This is a genomic window from Bradyrhizobium sp. T-1 (genome assembly GCF_053592855.1).
In genome coordinates this window covers 5,256,416-5,272,444 of the sequence record NZ_CM132115.1, presented here as the reverse complement: position 1 = coordinate 5,272,444, position 16,029 = coordinate 5,256,416, and the positions used below count along the sequence as shown (strand labels likewise).

Below are 16,029 nucleotides of genomic sequence, written 5' to 3'. Positions count from 1 at the left end.
CGCCTAGCTAGCGGGTAGCATGCCGGCCGTCGAGCAGGAGGCAACAAGGCTTGAAAACGCTTCGCCAGCTTCTGTCCGCGGACGACATTGTCCAGCTCTTGATTCGAATTGGATTGCTGGGGCTGTTGATCTTCTGGACGTTCCTCCTCATTCGTCCGTTCGTGCCGATCCTGACTTGGAGCGCGGTGTTGGCGGTGGCGTTTCGTCCGGTCTTTGCGTGGCTCACCGAACGGCTCGGCGACCGCCCCTATGTCGCCTCGGCCGTTCTCACCGTCGTCACGCTGGGCGTCGTCATCGGTCCTGCCGCGTGGCTCGGTCTGAGCGCCGTTGAGGGCCTCAAAGATATTGCCGGCCAGATCGGCAGCGGAGATCTCGTGCTCCAGGCGGCGCCGGAGCAGATCAGGAATTGGCCGTTGATCGGCCCGCAGCTCTACGATTTATGGAATCAAGCCTATACCAACATTCGCGCGGTGTTGCGTGATGTGCTGCCGTATCTGAAGCCGATCGCCGGGATGATGCTGTCGTTCGCCGGTGATACCGGTGTTGGAATGCTCCAGTTCCTGCTGTCGGTGCTCGTCGCCGGATTCCTGCATCCATACGGGGCACAGCTTGTCGCCGCGCTCCGCGCGTTTCTGACGCGCATCGTGCCGGACCAGAGCGAGCACTTCCTGGAACTGGCGGGAGCGACCATCCGCGCAGTCTCGCAGGGCGTCATCGGCGTCGCGATCATACAGGCGCTACTCGCGGGGATCGGCTTCAAGCTTGCCGCTATCTCGAGCGCGGGGCTGCTCGCCGTCATCGTGCTGTTGCTGTCGATCGTCCAGATCGGTGCGGCCATCGTCCTTCTTCCGGTCGTGATCTGGATCTGGATGGACAAGGACGTGACCACCGCCTTGCTGCTGACGGCTTATCTCGTCGTCGTTGGGCTGCTCGACAACGTTCTGAAGCCGCTGGTCATGGGGCGGGGGCTGGGCACGCCCACCCTGGTCATTCTGGTTGGCGTGATCGGTGGAACGCTCGCGCATGGAATCATCGGCCTCTTCATCGGTCCGATCATCCTTTCGGTCGCCTGGGAGCTTGCAGCGGCGTGGGTCCGTATTGATCGCGTTGCACCGGTGCCGCCTGACGAGGTCTGGGTTGCCGAGGCAAAAACCACCGTGATCCACCATTGACCGCCAGCCGAATGGGGGGGGAACGGATGATGCTCCAGTTTCTCGTCGCCATGCTGGTGAGCCTGATCAGTATCGGGCTGCACGCGCTGATGACCGTCGTCGCCATCGACATTGCCCGCCGCGCGGGTCTGCGTCATCCGGCGCGGCCGCGATCGCATTTGATGGGCGTGATGATGGCAACCGCCGTGGTGCTCATGATCGCGCACATGCTGGAAGTGTTCGTGTGGGCCGCGACTTACGCCATCATCGGCGTGGCCGCCGCCGAGCAGGGATTGCTCTATTTTGCCTTCGTCAATTATACGACTCTGGGTTACGGCGATATCACGCCTGTGCGCGAATGGCGGCTCATTGGTCCCCTGACGGCCATGAACGGGGTGCTGCTGTTTGGATGGTCGGCGGCCGTGCTGTTCGAGGTTCTCCGCAAGACGCTCGACCATTTCGAAGCCGCCAAGGCACCGGGATTTACGCGGCCTTGAGCCGATGAACGGGAGCAAAATGCATGGTATGACAGTATCGGAGCCTCTTGCGGACGGCTCGAGCTGCAGTTCACGGCTGCAGATCCAGCCCGGCGAGCTGCTGCCGGTCGAGCAGCACGATCTGGCGCTGGGTGTTGCCCACGAAGCCGAGAACGCCGAGTTCATGCAGGCGTGACAGAGCGCGCGAGACGGTTTCCAGTGTCAGGCCGAGGTAGTCGGCGATATCGCGTCGCGACATCGGCAGCGCCATGACGCCCGCCGCTGTCAGCCGCTTGTCCATTTCGAGCAGGAAGGCCGCGACCCGCTCGAGCGAGGTCTTACGTCCGAGCAACAGCATGTGATCTTCGGCATGCTGGAGATTGTTCGTGGTCATGCTCAGGAGATTTTGGGCCACCATGGCATCGCTCTGGGCCACCGTTTCAAGGCTTTGCCGCCTCACGAGGCGTACGGTTGTGTCGACGATCGCTTCAGTCGTGAACCGGTGCTCGCCGCCATTTTCGAGCCCGAAGATGTCGCCGACGAGGTGGAATGCGCCGATCTGCCGCCGGCCGTCCGATAGCAGCTTGTAACTCCGCACCGCGCCGGACTTGACCTGGTACACATAGTCGGCCGGCTCTTTCTCGCCGTAGATCTCGGTTCCCTTCCGGTAGGAAAATTCGCTTAAACTGACCATCGCATTTGATTCACTTCTCATGCCGAGGTCGCGAAGGGAATTGGGGCGTGGGATGGAATCCGTGGTGATGCGAACAAACATAGGCCAACTCCTCAGCTCACCGCCGAATTGGTCCGTCAGACGAAATTATTCTTTAGTCGGAAATGCGCCGCGCTATCCCACTCCGGCCGAAGTTGATTTACGACTCCGGCAGTGGTTCAATCCATTGTCCCAAGGTTCATTGTACCAAGGGACAGCGCAGGCGGCTCGTGCGCAGGATGAGAAAGCGCTGAGGCTGCGGGAATTTGGCTCATTGCGAAGCAGATATTTCGATCAGCAAACTGTTGAGGATGAATTTTCGGGCTGGGAGGACCTCGACGGTCCTCATTGGAATTGCGCTAGAGGTGGAAGGTGCCGGGCCTCGTTCACATAGTCGATGACGACGAGTCCTTTCGTACGGCGATCGAACGCCGGCTGAAGCTTGCGGGCTACGACGTCGCCACTTATGCGTCGTCACAAGCGTTGCTGGAGTCCGCGCCGAATGACGAGCAGGCGGGATGCATCCTGCTCGACGTGCGGATACCCGGACTGAGCGGTCCGGATTTGCAGGCGCGATTGATCGAGTCCGGCTCGACTTTGCCGATCATCTTCCTGACCGGGCATGCAGATACGCCGACCACCGTGCGGGCAATCAAGGCGGGTGCGGAAGACTTCCTGACCAAACCGATCTCCTCCGAGCAGCTGATCGAGGCAATCGAGCGCGCATTGGCCAGTCAGCGGGCGTCACGCGTCCAGCGCAGCAGGCTCGATGCGTTTCGCGGTCATCTGGCCACGCTGACGCAGCGCGAGCGACAGGTGTTCGATCTCATCGTGCGTGGCCGGATCAACAAGCAGATCGCGTATGAGCTCGGAACCACCGAGCGCACCGTGAAGGCGCATCGCCATCAGGTGATGGAGAAGATGCAGGTTCATTCGCTTGCGGAACTCGTTTCGATCGCGGAGCGGCTTGGGATGCTCGATACGAACGGCTACTAGCTGATCTGTTGCCAAATCGCACGGTTCCACCGGCGTGACTTCCCGAAGGGACAATAGGAAATCCGCTCTCGCGGTGCTGCCGTGCAGGGGTGGCGGATCATTTTGCCCGATTCCGCCCAGGAGATCGCCGCTGTGCCGATACCCCGTTCCGTTTTCATCGTCGATGATGATCCATCCATCCGGATGAGCATGTTCAGGGTGCTGCGCGAGCATGGCTTTGTCGCGACGCTGTTCGAGTCCGCGAGCGCCTTGCTGGATCACGGCGGATTCGAAAAGGCGATCTGCATCGTCCTCGACATCAATATCGGCCGAAAGTCGGGCATCGATCTGCGCCAAAGGCTGTCGGAGAAGGGCGTCACTGCGCCCGTGATCTACATCACCGGCAACGACAGCGCCGCAAGCCGCGCTGCGGCAACCGCATCGGGCTGCGTTGCTTATCTGACCAAGCCGTTTTCCGCGGACGCCCTGATCGAGTCGGTGACGCGCGCCACGGCCGCCTAGGGTAGCGCAAGCACGTCACTCCTCGACATATTGCTCCAGCGTCTTCGCCGGCGCGCCCTTGTGGGCGGCGGCGAACTGCGTTAGTGGAATCGCAGTCGTCACGGCAAGGAGGTTCGCGTCGACGAGTTCGAGCGTCAGCGCCTTGCCGGCCTCCATCTCCTTGACGACCTGCGGCGGCGCTACGTTGGCTGCGATGCATAGATTCGACAGGCACCAGGTGTAGGGCACGCGGATAGGGGGCCTTCCGTCGATGCTCAGCTTGGGCGGCTGTTGCAGGTACATGCCGGCAGGAACGAACAGCTGCAGCCGGGCGGTGGGTGCGTCCTCGCGCTCGATCAGATCGACGCGCACGGCCGTCTGTCCGGTCGGGAACTTACCTGTGACGGAGGTCCGGCACAGCGTTGGCGCACCGCCGGCTTTGAAGCAGAGTTTTTGCCAGTCGCCATAGGTGATGTCCTTGGCTTCGCGCTGACCGCGCGTTGCGACCTCCGCGGCCGTCGCGGCTTGCGCCGCTTTCGGCGCGGCCGTGGCCGGGCTCGTCGCGGTCGCTATCATCGCGACGGTCAGGAGACCGGGGAGAGAATGAAGAGGGCGAGACATGATCGCATCTCCGAGAGTCGAGCTCACTTCTGCGCATCGAGGAACTTGGCAACCAGCGGCGACCAGAGCGGAACCGCGTCCGGCGAACCGAGGAAGAAATGCCCCTCATTGCCGAACGGCGGCATCAGATGATATTCGGCCCGGCCGCCGCCGGCGGCGAAGGCGGCGTGCATGCGCTTCGACAGTTCGGGACCGAAAAACGTGTCGTTCCCGATGTAGATCCACAGCATCGGCACGCGCGATGTACGGCCGAAATCCGCGGTGGCCTCGACCAGCTTGTCGGGTGCGCAATTGTTGTTCGGCTTGCCGTCGACCCGCCCGCCGCGGCCTCCGGCGAAGACAATGATGGCCTTCACCTGGGGCGGGTTCACGCTCGACAAGGCGATCGAGGCCCAGCCGCCGGCAGACTGCCCGACCACGACCACGTCCTTGGGGATGATCCGCTTCTCGGCCGATAAATAGTCGATGATCCAGAGGTCGACCTGCGCGATCGCAAGGCCCGCATCATGGAAGTTGGGATTGGTGCATTTGCCGACCTTGGAGAAGAACGGGCCAAACAAGGCACGCTCGGGAATGTCGATGGCGGCTGCGCCATAACCGCTGCCGACCGGCGCCACCACGAGATAGCCCCGCTTGGCGAACCATTTGGCGGCGTCGCGGAATTCGACCAGCGGAAACAAGCTGCGGTCGGTCGGTTTGAGCGAAACGCCGTGGTTCATGATCACCAACGGGAAGGGGCCGTCGCCGGCCGGGCGCGCCAGATAGGCGAACATCGGCAGCGGCAGGGGGAGGGTCCAGACTTCTTCCTGGATGCGAACGTCATCCTCGGCGCGGGCGGGCGCCGCAATCATCACGGTCAGCAGCACGATTGCTGCGAGGTGTCGGAGGATTGCCGTCACGGGCGCGAACATCGTAGGTCCTCAGCCGGTATAGGTGAGAGCGACGATGATCGGCCCGAGCACGGTGAGGATGACATTGCCGACTGCATAGGGAACGGCGACGCCGAGCACCGGGGTCTGGCTTTCGGCGACATCGCACGCACCTGTGACCGCGGCATCGACCGTCATGGCGCCGGCCAGCGCGCCGCAGGTCACCACCGGATTCATGTGGAGCACATAACGCGCAAACAGCGTCGCGACGACGAGCGGCACGATCGTGATGACGAGCCCCATGCCGACCAGCAACAGCCCGTGAGCCTGGATCGCCGCCCAGGCCGCCGCACCATTGCCGAGCCCGATCGCGGCGATGAAGCCGCCAAGCCCGAGATCGCTCAGGGTTTGTTGCGCCTGGGGCGGCAATGCGCCCACGGTCGGGCGCCGCGCGCGCAGCCAGCCGCAGACGAGCCCGGCGATCAGCGCGCCGCCGCCTCCGCCGAGCGTCAATGCGATCCCCCCGACCTTGAAGCTGACGAGACCTGCAAGCAGGCCGGCCGCAATGCCGGCGGTGAGGAACGCAATATCGGTGCGGTCGCCGGAACGCAGGATCTGGCCGACGTCCTTGGCGGCCCGCTCGATGTTGCGGGTGCTGCCCACCAAGGTCATGACATCCCCGACATAGACCCGCGTCTCGGTGCTCAGCGGGACCTCGCGGCCGGTACGCATCAAGCTGCGCAAGAATACACCGCGCGCATCGTCTCCCACCCGTGCGGCGACTTCCGCGATCGATCGACCGTGAAGATGGCGGTTGTCGACCAGCACCTCGACCACATTGCCTGGCACTGCCTTCAGGATCTCGTCGGCATCGATCTCGGTGCCGATGATGGGCCTCGCAGCGACGATGACCGCGGTGCGGCCGGCAATGACGATATCGTCGCCCGCTTCCAGCACGGCGTCCTGACGCGGTTCGATGTCCGCGCCCCCGCGGACGATACGTTCGACGACTGTGCGGCTTCCGATCTCCTCTTCGATGGACTTGACGGTGCGGCCGGCGCCTGCGGTCACCCGGTAGGCGCGGGCCTGGAATTTGCGATAGGAGAGGTTTTCGCTTCTGGGCGGATCGCCGCCGGCGAGTTCAGCCTCGAGCTTCTTCGCCTCGGCCTTCAGGTCGATTCGCATCAGCCTTGGCGCGATGAAGGGGACGTAAAGCAGGGTGAGGATGTAACCGAGCACGTAGGTCACGGCATATCCGGCCGCGATATTGGCCTCTTGCTGTTTCAGCAAGTCGCCGGGCAATCCGAGCTGGGCCAGCGCACCGGACGCTGTGCCGATTATCGAGGATTGCGTCAGCGCGCCTGCAGCAATGCCGGAAGCCGTGCCGGGATCGAGCGTGAAGATGCGGGCGAACATCAGAACAATGATGAGGCCGGTGCCACCAAGCACGAGCGCCATGGCGACCTGCGCCAGCGTGCGGATGCTGAGCGAGGCAAAAAATTCAGGCCCCGAGCGGTAGCCGATCGTGAACACGAACAGGCTGAAAAGGACGACCCGCAATAGCGCCGGAAACGCGAAGCTGCCGAGTTGCCCGATCAGGACGGCGACGATCAGGATGCAGGCGGTGGTGCCGATCGAGAAGCCGCGTATTTTGATCCGGCCCAGAATGGTGCCGATCGCAATGGCGAGCAGCAGGAAAATTTCCGGTGCGGCGGTGATGATCCACCTGACGGTGTCCATGGTCGCAAATCTCCCGGCGTTTTCCGGCGATTTGATTGGCGGTGCGGGGACATTGCTTGATCCAGATCAAGCCTCGGCGGGGGCAACACGACGTCAATTCGCGTGATGATGAGTTTGCGACAGCCGGCCCCGCCGATATGAGCACCATGGACGTCGCTGCCGGTGCGATCCGCCGTGACGAAACGGTCGAGATCGTCCTGTTGCTGGCGTTCGCCGGCGGCTTCGTCGACGCCTATACCTGGATCATTCACGGCGTGATGGCGAATGCCCAGACCGCCAACTTGATCCTGCTCTGGGTCTATGCGACGGCCGGAAACTGGGCGAAGGCACTACATTTCGTGCCGCCGATCCTGGCCTTCGCGGTCGGCATCGTGATTGCGGCCTGGCTGCGCCGCGCGGTGGGCGGCCGGGCTGGCGCGATCAGCACCTTGATCGAGATTCTGCTCTTGATCGTGATCGCGATCCTTCATAACCGGCTGCCGGATCTGGCCGGAACACTCGGCATTTCTCTGATCGCGGCGATGCAAGCCGCCATCTTCGTCAAGGTCGAGGGTACCGTTTGCAGTACGGTGATGATTACCGGCAACATGCGACAGGCCATCGAGAACATTTTTGCGGTCGTGCACGGCGGTGCGCCGCTCGGGACGCTGCGCAAATCCGGTATATTCTTCGCGTTGTGTGCGGTGTTCGGCTTCGGTGCGGCTGCTGGTGCGTACGCCACCAAGTCAATTCCCGACCTTGCACTCGGTCTCCCCGTGATTGCGCTGCTGATCGTACTGTTGCGCTGTGAAACGATGCCACGTGAGATGGTCGAATGAATTCGCCTTCCGATCCTGGCCGGACTCGATTCTTCCCACCGGCTGAGTGGCTCGCCACCTATCGACGCGAATGGCTGTCCTCCGACGCGATCGCCGGCATCACGCTTGCCGCTTACGCCATCCCGGTCTCGCTCGCCTATGCTGCGCTGGCAGGTTTGCCGCCGCAGATCGGCGTCTATGGTTACATGCTCGGCGGTATCGGCTACGCCTTGCTGGGGTCATCGCGCCAGCTCGCGATCGGGCCGACCTCGGCAATCTCCCTGATGATTGCAGGCACGGTCGGCGCGCTGGCCGGAGGAGACGCGGTGCGCTACGCGCAGATCGCGAGCCTCACAGCCTTTGCCGTGGCAGTCCTGTGCTTCTTGGCCTGGCTCTTCAAGCTCAGCGTCCTTGTCCGGCTCGTCAGCGACAGCATCCTGGTCGGCTTCAAGGCCGGGGCAGGGCTCACCATCATCATGAGCCAATTGCCGAGCCTGCTTGGCGTTGCCGGTGGCGGCCATAACTTTTTCGATCGAGCGATCAAGCTGGCCGGGCAGCTTGGCGCCACCGATCCGCTCGTGCTCGCCATCGGCGCAGTCGCACTCTTGTTGCTCCTGCTCGGCGAGCGGCTTTTGCCGGGTAAACCCGTCGGCATCACCGTCGTTGCGCTCGCGATCATTCTGGCAACATTGCTGGGCTTCCCGGTCCTCGGTGTGCCCGTCACCGGGCAGATACCGCAAGGGCTGCCGGCGCTAGCCGTCCCCACCTTCGGCCTGCTCGAATTCGACGATCTCTTTCCGCTCACGGCAGGCTGCGTCCTCCTAGCTTATATCGAGGGCGTATCGGCGGCCCGCAGCTTTGCTGCCAAGCACGGCTATCCGCTCGATGTTCGCCAGGAGTTCCTCGGATTGGGCGCGGCGAACCTCGCCGCGGCCTTTGGCCACGGTTATCCCGTCGCCGGTGGTCTGTCGCAATCGGCGGTCAACGACAGCGCCGGGGCGCGGACACCGCTGGCGCTGGTGATCTGCTCGGTGACGCTCGGGCTGTGCCTTCTGTTCTTCACGGGGCTGCTCACCAACCTGCCCAAGGCAGTGCTCGCGGCCATCGTCTTTGCCGCCGTCTACAAGCTGGTGGATGTCCGCGCGTTGGTACGGATGTGGCGGGTCAGCCGGATCGATTTCTACGCGGCAGCAATTGCGCTTGTCGCCGTGCTGCTGCTCGGCATCCTCCAGGGCGTGCTGTTGGCCTCGATCGCATCGATCTTCCTGCTGTTGGCGCGGGCATCGCGGCCAAACGTCGCGTTTCTCGGCCGTCTGCCCGGCAGCGGCCGCTATTCCGACAGCGCAAGGCATGAAGGCGTCGAGCCTCTGGTCGGGATCATCGCCTTCCGCCCGGAAGCCTCGCTGCTCTACATCAATGCCGAGACGATCCTGGAGACGGTTCTGGTCGCGCTCCGCAGTTCGCCGGGCATCCATCTGGTGGCCTGCGACCTCTCGGCTTCGCCCTATATCGATCTGGCAGGCGCGCGCATGCTGCACGATCTCCATGACGAACTTGCGTCACGTAAGGTGACCTTCTGCATCGTCGGGGCGCATGCACAGCTTCGCGACGTCTTGCGTGCCGAAGGGCTGGCGGACAAGACCGACAGTGGTCAGTGGCTGCGCTCGCTCGATGGCCTGCTTGGCGATGATCAGGCGAGCGCCGGGCAGCGAACGGCCTGACGCTCGGTATTGCATTGCGAACGACATGCCGTCGCCCGTCAGAATGGACGCGACCGTTGACTTGGATCAATGGAGCGACCGGTGCCGCACTCACGATCCCGCATCACCTTCGCTCCAGTGGATCGGGAGAGACACATGTCCAAAGAGCCCAAGGCCGCGCAAAAGCGCATCGACCAGTTCTTTTCCGGTCCCGGTGCCCGGGCGGACGACTGGCGCGATCTGGTGGAAGCTGCAAAGGCGTGGGCGCGCGCGGGCAATCGCGCGGTCTATGATGCGGCGCTAGCCGATCTTTCCATCACCGAGGAATTTCACGGTTACCCCGGTCCGCAATTGATGGGAGCGCTTCGGGAAGCGGCAGCCGCGGGAGACGGGGCGACCTCGTTCGCGCTCACGACAAGGATTGCCCAAGCCTTGGCCACGCGATCCTTCCGCCAGCATGCTGGCGATTGGGGCGCGAAGGACGATGGCAACGGCGATGCACCTGAACTGGTATCGCCCACCTTCGGCGGGCATAAGGCACGCCGGCCCTATTTCGAAACCCTGATTGTGACCGGCGTGTCGTCAAACCAGTGGCCCGCGCTCGCGGCCGAATGGCGCAAGCTGCGCCGTCCGGAAGATGCCTTCATCTATGAGCCCGTCATCGTCGGCAATCTGGAGGACGCGTTCTGCGCGACGATGCTCAATCCGAACCTCGGAGCAGTGATCATCAACGAGGGCTTTGGCCTGCGTTCGCGCCACAATGCGCCGGTGCTCCGCTCGATCATGGGGTCGGCCGGTCTCAACGACGAAACCGACGCGTCCGCGCTCCGGCTTGCCCAGATCATCAAGCGCGTCAGGCCCGAACTCGATCTCTACATGATCTCGAACCGCGACGTCGAGGAATTGGCCGGCAATCCCGAAGCCAACGTCGTCCGCCGCATCTTCTATTCCGTTGAAGAGCTCCTGGAACTGCACCTGTCGATCCTCGAAGGCATCCAGGATCGCTACGACACGCCGTTCTTCGACAATCTCAAGAAATATGCGCAGCGGCCGATCGGAACGTTCCACGCGCTGCCGATCGCCCGCGGCAAGTCGATCTTCAAGTCGGATTGGATCCGCGACATGGGCGAGTTCTACGGCCCGAACCTGTTTTTGGCCGAGAGCAGCGCCACCACCGGCGGCCTCGACAGCATGCTCGAGCCGACCGGCAACATCAAGAAGGCGCAGGAGAAGGCGGCCCGTGCGCTCGGCGCCGATCGGGTCTTCTTCGTCACCAATGGTACCTCGACCTCCAACAAGATGGCGGTGCAGGCGCTGCTCGCGCCCGGCGATATCGCGATCGTCGATCGCAACTGCCACAAGTCGCACCATTACGGCATGGTGCTGGCCGGCGCCCAGCCGCTTTACGTCGAAGCGTTCCCGATGACGGAATATTCGATGTATGGCGCGGTACCGCTCAAGACGATCAAGCAGGCATTGCTCGGCGCCAAGGCCGATGGCCGGCTCGACCGTGTCAAATTGATCGACCTGACCAACTGCACCTTCGATGGCCACATCTACAACACCCGCCGGGTGATGGAGGAATGCCTCGCCATCAAGCCCGACCTGATCTTCCTGTGGGACGAAGCCTGGTTCGGCTTCGCACGCTTCTCGCCGTTCCTGCGCCGTCGCACAGGTCTTGGCGCCGCCAATGAGATCGAGGCGTGGATGCACGATCCAAAGTCGGTGGCTGCCTATGAGAAGCAGCAGGCCGAGCTCGGCAAGACCCCGTCAGACGAGGTTCTGCTCAGGACCCGCCTTATTCCAGACCCGAGGCAGATCCGCCTGCGCGTCTATCAGACCAACTCGACGCACAAATCGATGTCGGCGATCCGTCAGGGTTCAATGCTCTCGGTCAAGGACGTCGAATTCCACACGGTCGAGCAGCAGTTCAAGGAAGCTGTGTTTACCCACGCCTCGACCAGTCCGAACCAGCAGCTCATCGCCAGCCTCGATATCTCACGGCGGCAAATGGAGCTGGAAGGCTATGGTCTTGTCGCCAATGCGATCGAGATCGCGTTTGCGATCCGCCAGGCGGTCAACAACAATCCGCTGATCTCGAAATATTTTCGCATCCTCGGCGCCGACGCCATGGTGCCGGCACAATTCCGGCAAAGCGGCTTCACCGACTTTCTCGCTCCCGGCATGAACTGGGCGAATGCGCTCAAGAGCCTGGACGAGGACGAGTTCTGCCTCGACCCGACCCGCATGACGCTGGTGTGTGGCATGGCCGGCTATGACGGCACCCAGTTCAAGGGCATTCTGGCCAACGAGTACAACATCCAAGTCAACAAGACCTCGCGCAACTCGGTGCTGGTCCAGTCCAACATCAACAACACCCGCAGCGACGTCGCGCATCTCATTCGCGTTCTTGCCGAGATCGCGGGCGAGGTCGATCGCGGACTGGCGCAAGGCGGCGAAAATGCGCGCAAGACCTTCGAGGCGCGCGTCAAGAGCCTGATGAAGGACGTGCCGGACCTGCCGAACTTCTCGCATTTCCATCCGAGCTTCCGTGGCGACGCCGGCGCCAAGACCAACGAAGGCGACATCCGGACCGGCTTTTACGCAGCCTATGACGTCGCGGGCTGCGAGCACATCCGCCTCAGCGATCCCGAGATCGACCGGCGGTTGAAGGCCGGTCCGGAGCTCGTCTCGGCCAACTTCGTGATCCCGTATCCGCCCGGCTTCCCGATCATGGTGCCGGGACAGGTCATCACTCAGGAGACCATCGATTTCATGCGCAAGCTCGATGTGAAGGAGATCCATGGCTACGACGCCAAGGAAGGCTTGAAGCTCGTGCGCACGGAAGCCTTGGCGAAGCTTGGCCGGCCGAAGCCTGGAGCGCAGCCGAAGCTCAAGGCCGCGTCATAAGTCCTGGAGGGGACGAACATGAAACCGTTTTTCGAGTTCTTGCAGCACTATCCGTATCTGCTGCTGTTCTTCGTCGTCGGTCTCGCCGTCTATATCGGGCGGGCCAGCATCAAGGGTTATGGCCTCGGCATGGTCGCCGGCGCCATCGTGGTCGGCGCGGGCCTGTCGGTATGGTCGTCGACCTACGGCGTGAAGCTCGAGCTGAATAACTTTGCAAAAAGCCTGTTCTACTATCTCTTCATGTACGGCGTCGGGCTTCGTGTCGGGCCTTCCTTCATCAACAGCCTGAGGGGGGACGGACTCAAGTTCTGCCTTCTGGCGGTGGTGTCGAGCATCATTGGCCTAGCTCTGGTGGTGATCGGCGCAAAGCTGTTCGATCTGCCGGTCGGCGCGGCGGGCGGCATGCTGGCGGGCTCGCAGACCATGTCGGCAGCGATCGGCTCGGCTGAACAGGCCGTCACATCAGGCGTCGTCAAATTACCCGCGGGGATGAAGCCCGAAGAGGCCTCCGGCATGATCGCGCTGTCCTATGGTATCACCTACATTTGGGGCACCGTCGGCATCATCCTGATCTGCAAATATCTGCCGCGCTGGTGGGGCGTTGATGCCAGGGCCGCCGCGAAGCAGTATGAGCAGGAGTTTGGCGTCAAGGATCTTGAAGGCGGTGGTCTCACCGGCTTTCGTCAGTTCGGCCTGCGGGCCTACCGGTTGGAGAACCCCGCGCAGATCGGGGTGAGCATCGCCAAATTCCGCGCGATCAATCCGGAATACCGGATCGTCAATGTTGGGCGCAATGGCAAGCCGCAGGGTGCCGATCCCGATTTCGTGCTGCAAAAGGGAGATATCGTCGCCCTTGGCGGTTCGACCGAGCATCTTACCGAGAAGATGGGCTTGATTGGTCCGGAGGTCGCTGACGCCAAGACGCTCGGCATTCCCATGGACCAGGCGGACATCCTCGTCATCAACAAGGAGATGGTAGGGCGGACCTTCGAGTCCTTCCGCGATACCGCGATTGCCGGCCAGTTACAGGTCACCAAGGTCGAGCGCGGCGGTGTCCAGATTCCGGCAGGTCTCAAGACCAAGCTGGAGCGCATGGACATCGTCTCCGTGGTCGGGCTGAAATCCGCGGTCAACGAGCTCGGCGAGATGTGGGGCCGTATTGCGCGCGCCAACACGTCGACCGACCTCCTGACCCTTTCCGTCGGCATGATCATCGGCTTCCTGATCGGTATGGTCGAATTCCCGGCCTTCGGTGCCAAGGTCGGCCTCGGCAACGCCGGCGGCCTGCTGCTCTCGGGCGTGATCGTGTCTTCGGTCGTCTCCCGGCTGCGCTTCTTCGGCAACACGCCGAATGCGGCGCGAAACGTGCTCGAGGATCTCGGCCTCGTCGTCTTCGTCGCCATCGTCGGCGTCAATGCCGGCGCGGGCCTGCTGGCGCAGCTCACCGGCGCGGTCGCGCTGAAGATCTTCATCGTGGGCTTCATCGCCTGCACGATCCCGCCGTTCATCGTCTGGGCCATCGGCCTCCACGTCTTCAAGATCAATCCGGCGGTGCTGATGGGCGGCGTGGCCGGCGCGCGGTCGCATTCCGGCCCGTGCCGCGAGGCCGCGGTCGAGATCCAGAGCTCCGTGCCCTGGATCGGATTCCCGGTCGGATATGCCGTCTCGGGCATCCTGCTCACCATCTTCGGCTACTTCGCGATGTTGCTGGCGCAGTAAAAAAGGGGAAGAAAGTTATGAGAAAAGTGACTGTCGGAGCTGTCCTGGTCGCCTCGCTTGCGATCGTCGCCGGTTTCAGCACGCCCTCGCGTGCCGACACGGGCCAGGTCGCCGTCGTCTTCACCAAGGGCGGCTTCATCGTCGGCATCGGTGGCGGCGAGGGCGTGCTGCTCTACCGGGGCCACAAATATCCCTTCACCGTCTCCGGCATGAGCGTCGGCTTCACGGTCGGAGCTTCGACCACGAAGCTTGTCGGCCGCGCGCTCAATCTGAAGGGTCCGCAGTCGATCGAGGGCTCTTACGCGGCGGGCGGAGCGGGTGGCGCGGTCGCCGCAGGTGCCGGCGCCGTGCAGTTGCAGAACGGCAACGGCGTGATCCTTCAGCTCAGTGGACCCAAGGTCGGCGCGGAAGTGTCGGCCGCGGTCGGCGGCGTCACGATCCGCCTGAAATAGGCCGGGCAACAACTCCAAAAGAAGAACGGGCTGCGTCACCGCAGCCCGCTCGCATGTCAGGATGGCGCGATTCAATACCGCTCTTCGACGAACTTCAGTCTGCGCAAGCTCGCCTGGTCGTTGTAGCGTCCCTTGTGCGATCGTGGCGGCAGCTTGACCTTGTCCCGCTTGACCTTCTTGTAGGGGATCGTGCTCAGGATGTGCGAGATGACGTTGAGCCGCGCGCGCCGTTTGTCGTCGGAGCGGATCAGCCGCCACGGGGCATGCTTGGTGTCGGTCGCCTCGAGCATCATGTCGCGCGCGCGCGAGTAATCGTACCAGCGCCCGAACGACTCGGTGTCCATCGGGCTCAGCTTCCACTGCCGCAGGGGATCTTCGATGCGGGCCTTGAAGCGCAGCTCCTGCTCCTCCATCCCGACCTCGAGCCACAGCTTGATCAGGATGATGCCGGCGTCCACCGCGAACTTCTCGACCAGCGGACACAATTCCAGGAAGCGCTTGTGCTCGGCCGGCGAGCAGAAGCCCATGACGTATTCGACGCCGGCGCGGTTGTACCAGCTGCGGTCGAAGATCACGATTTCGCCGCCGGCCGGGTATTGCTCGATATAACGCTGCAGGAACAGCTGGGATTTTTGCCGGTCGGAGGGCGCGGGCAGGGCGCAGACGCGGAACACGCGCGGGCTGACCTTCTCGGTCAATGCCTTGATGGTGCCCCCCTTGCCGGCGGCGTCACGGCCCTCGAAGATGATGATCACTTTCAGTTTCTGGGTTTTGACCCATTCCTGGAGATGACACAGCTCGACCTGGAGCTTCCTGAGCTCCTTCTCATACTCCTTCCGCTTCATCCGCTCTGCGGGCGCGTCCTTGGCCATGCCTGTCCTTTCGCTGCCGTGCTCGTCAATCATCCCACGCAATGGTCACGCCGATGTCGCCGGGCATGCCGCCCGGGAAGTCGATGATCTGATAGGCGATGCGATAGCCGCGCGGCTTCAGATAGTCGGTCCAGAGCTGGAAGATCTCCTTGGGAATGCCGGTCAGGGTGTTCTCCCAGCCCTTTTCCATCTGGTTGATGGCCCGGCCCTTGTCGGTGCAAAGCGAGTTCGGGAAGCGATAGACCATCACCTCGGTCAGGCCGTTGCGCACGGCGCGCTGGATGACGCTCGCGGCAAGCTTGATCTTCTCTTCCTCGGTCTTGCCGGAGGGCTTGCTCAGGCGTTCGATCAGCGCGCGCTTCTCGGCCTCGGCGGCGGCGGCGAGCCGGACATACTCTTCCGCCTTCTCGGCCTCCTTGAGTGCTGCCTCTTTGCGGATCTGCGTGGCACTGGGAATGAGTTCGTCAAGCCCGGACATGGCTGCGGCTCCCTGTGAATATGCAAACGGCGTCATAAAACGCTATGCCCGGATGG

Annotated in this window: 15 protein-coding genes; 9 read left to right on the top strand and 6 right to left on the bottom strand. The window is 63.0% G+C overall.

The genetic code is table 11. The annotated features are described in order from the left end of the window. Positions 1–50: 50 nt before the first annotated feature. Positions 51–1,172, top strand: a complete 1,122-nt coding sequence (locus ACWAT4_RS25605; protein ID WP_212302621.1) for an AI-2E family transporter — start codon at positions 51–53, stop codon at positions 1,170–1,172. 26 nt (positions 1,173–1,198) lie between these two features. Then, a complete protein-coding gene (locus ACWAT4_RS25600) occupies positions 1,199–1,648 on the top strand; it encodes a potassium channel family protein (RefSeq protein WP_212443937.1) in 450 nt (149 codons plus the stop codon). 70 nt (positions 1,649–1,718) lie between these two features. On the opposite strand, the gene ACWAT4_RS25595 is transcribed toward ACWAT4_RS25600, so the two are convergent. Continuing rightward, entirely contained in the window at positions 1,719–2,402 is a 684-nt protein-coding gene (locus ACWAT4_RS25595; protein ID WP_212302395.1) for a helix-turn-helix domain-containing protein, read from the bottom strand. A 309-nt stretch (positions 2,403–2,711) separates the two neighbouring features. On the opposite strand from ACWAT4_RS25595, the gene ACWAT4_RS25590 reads away from it, so the two are divergent. Together ACWAT4_RS25590 and ACWAT4_RS25585 are read left to right on the top strand one after the other, a co-directional pair. After that, a complete protein-coding gene (locus ACWAT4_RS25590) occupies positions 2,712–3,335 on the top strand; it encodes a response regulator transcription factor (RefSeq protein WP_212425594.1) in 624 nt (207 codons plus the stop codon). 132 nt (positions 3,336–3,467) lie between these two features. Continuing rightward, entirely contained in the window at positions 3,468–3,836 is a 369-nt protein-coding gene (locus ACWAT4_RS25585) for a response regulator transcription factor (RefSeq protein ID WP_212302397.1), read from the top strand. A gap of 15 nt (positions 3,837–3,851) precedes the next feature. On the opposite strand, the gene ACWAT4_RS25580 is transcribed toward ACWAT4_RS25585, so the two are convergent. From ACWAT4_RS25580 to ACWAT4_RS25570, 3 genes are read right to left on the bottom strand one after another with little or no spacing between them, the layout of a single operon-like run. After that, positions 3,852–4,436, bottom strand: a complete 585-nt coding sequence (locus tag ACWAT4_RS25580) for an invasion associated locus B family protein (RefSeq protein WP_212302398.1) — start codon at positions 4,434–4,436, stop codon at positions 3,852–3,854. 23 nt (positions 4,437–4,459) lie between these two features. Then, the gene (locus tag ACWAT4_RS25575; protein ID WP_212302399.1) at positions 4,460–5,347 is read right to left on the bottom strand and encodes an alpha/beta hydrolase family protein; all 888 of its coding nucleotides are present in this window, start codon (positions 5,345–5,347) and stop codon (positions 4,460–4,462) included. Between the two features lie 9 nt (positions 5,348–5,356). Next, complete coding sequence (locus ACWAT4_RS25570) at positions 5,357–7,045, bottom strand: aspartate:alanine exchanger family transporter (protein ID WP_449728363.1); 1,689 nt, start codon at positions 7,043–7,045, stop codon at positions 5,357–5,359. Between the two features lie 137 nt (positions 7,046–7,182). Here ACWAT4_RS25570 and ACWAT4_RS25565 point away from each other — a divergent pair, with 137 nt between their 5' ends. From ACWAT4_RS25565 to ACWAT4_RS25545, 5 genes are all read left to right on the top strand, one after another. Next, positions 7,183–7,863, top strand: coding sequence for a YoaK family protein (locus tag ACWAT4_RS25565; RefSeq protein ID WP_212302622.1), 681 nt, complete (start codon positions 7,183–7,185; stop codon positions 7,861–7,863). Then, on the top strand, positions 7,860–9,563 hold the full coding sequence (locus ACWAT4_RS25560) for a SulP family inorganic anion transporter (protein WP_449728362.1): 1,704 nt from the start codon (positions 7,860–7,862) through the stop codon (positions 9,561–9,563). Before ACWAT4_RS25565 ends, ACWAT4_RS25560 begins: the two co-directional genes overlap by 4 nt. Before the next feature lie 135 nt (positions 9,564–9,698). Beyond that, a complete protein-coding gene (locus tag ACWAT4_RS25555; RefSeq protein WP_212302402.1) occupies positions 9,699–12,452 on the top strand; it encodes a decarboxylase in 2,754 nt (917 codons plus the stop codon). 18 nt (positions 12,453–12,470) lie between these two features. Continuing rightward, entirely contained in the window at positions 12,471–14,171 is a 1,701-nt protein-coding gene (locus ACWAT4_RS25550) for an aspartate:alanine exchanger family transporter (protein ID WP_449728361.1), read from the top strand. A gap of 17 nt (positions 14,172–14,188) precedes the next feature. Next, entirely contained in the window at positions 14,189–14,623 is a 435-nt protein-coding gene (locus tag ACWAT4_RS25545) for a hypothetical protein (RefSeq protein ID WP_212302404.1), read from the top strand. 71 nt (positions 14,624–14,694) lie between these two features. Here the strand turns inward: ACWAT4_RS25545 and ppk2 are convergent, their stop codons facing one another. Together ppk2 and ACWAT4_RS25535 are read right to left on the bottom strand one after the other, a co-directional pair. Next, positions 14,695–15,495 carry a polyphosphate kinase 2 gene (gene ppk2, locus ACWAT4_RS25540; protein WP_212302405.1) on the bottom strand — a complete coding sequence of 267 codons (801 nt, stop codon included), beginning with the start codon at positions 15,493–15,495 and terminating at the stop codon, positions 14,695–14,697. A 25-nt stretch (positions 15,496–15,520) separates the two neighbouring features. Beyond that, complete coding sequence (locus ACWAT4_RS25535; protein ID WP_212302406.1) at positions 15,521–15,973, bottom strand: hypothetical protein; 453 nt, start codon at positions 15,971–15,973, stop codon at positions 15,521–15,523. Positions 15,974–16,029 lie beyond the last annotated feature (56 nt).

What these genes read in the sequence shown, in the direction of transcription:
- ACWAT4_RS25580 (WP_212302398.1), bottom strand. Translation starts at nt 4,436, where the DNA reads ATGTCTCGCCCTCTTCATTCTCTCCCCGGTCTCCTGACCGTCGCGATG.
- ACWAT4_RS25550 (WP_449728361.1), top strand. Translation starts at nt 12,471, where the DNA reads ATGAAACCGTTTTTCGAGTTCTTGCAGCACTATCCGTATCTGCTGCTG.
- ACWAT4_RS25595 (WP_212302395.1), bottom strand. Translation starts at nt 2,402, where the DNA reads ATGTTTGTTCGCATCACCACGGATTCCATCCCACGCCCCAATTCCCTT.
- ACWAT4_RS25575 (WP_212302399.1), bottom strand. Translation starts at nt 5,347, where the DNA reads ATGTTCGCGCCCGTGACGGCAATCCTCCGACACCTCGCAGCAATCGTG.
- ACWAT4_RS25555 (WP_212302402.1), top strand. Translation starts at nt 9,699, where the DNA reads ATGTCCAAAGAGCCCAAGGCCGCGCAAAAGCGCATCGACCAGTTCTTT.
- ACWAT4_RS25545 (WP_212302404.1), top strand. Translation starts at nt 14,189, where the DNA reads ATGAGAAAAGTGACTGTCGGAGCTGTCCTGGTCGCCTCGCTTGCGATC.
- ppk2 (WP_212302405.1), bottom strand. Translation starts at nt 15,495, where the DNA reads ATGGCCAAGGACGCGCCCGCAGAGCGGATGAAGCGGAAGGAGTATGAG.
- ACWAT4_RS25570 (WP_449728363.1), bottom strand. Translation starts at nt 7,045, where the DNA reads ATGGACACCGTCAGGTGGATCATCACCGCCGCACCGGAAATTTTCCTG.
- ACWAT4_RS25535 (WP_212302406.1), bottom strand. Translation starts at nt 15,973, where the DNA reads ATGTCCGGGCTTGACGAACTCATTCCCAGTGCCACGCAGATCCGCAAA.
- ACWAT4_RS25560 (WP_449728362.1), top strand. Translation starts at nt 7,860, where the DNA reads ATGAATTCGCCTTCCGATCCTGGCCGGACTCGATTCTTCCCACCGGCT.
- ACWAT4_RS25565 (WP_212302622.1), top strand. Translation starts at nt 7,183, where the DNA reads ATGAGCACCATGGACGTCGCTGCCGGTGCGATCCGCCGTGACGAAACG.
- ACWAT4_RS25600 (WP_212443937.1), top strand. Translation starts at nt 1,199, where the DNA reads ATGATGCTCCAGTTTCTCGTCGCCATGCTGGTGAGCCTGATCAGTATC.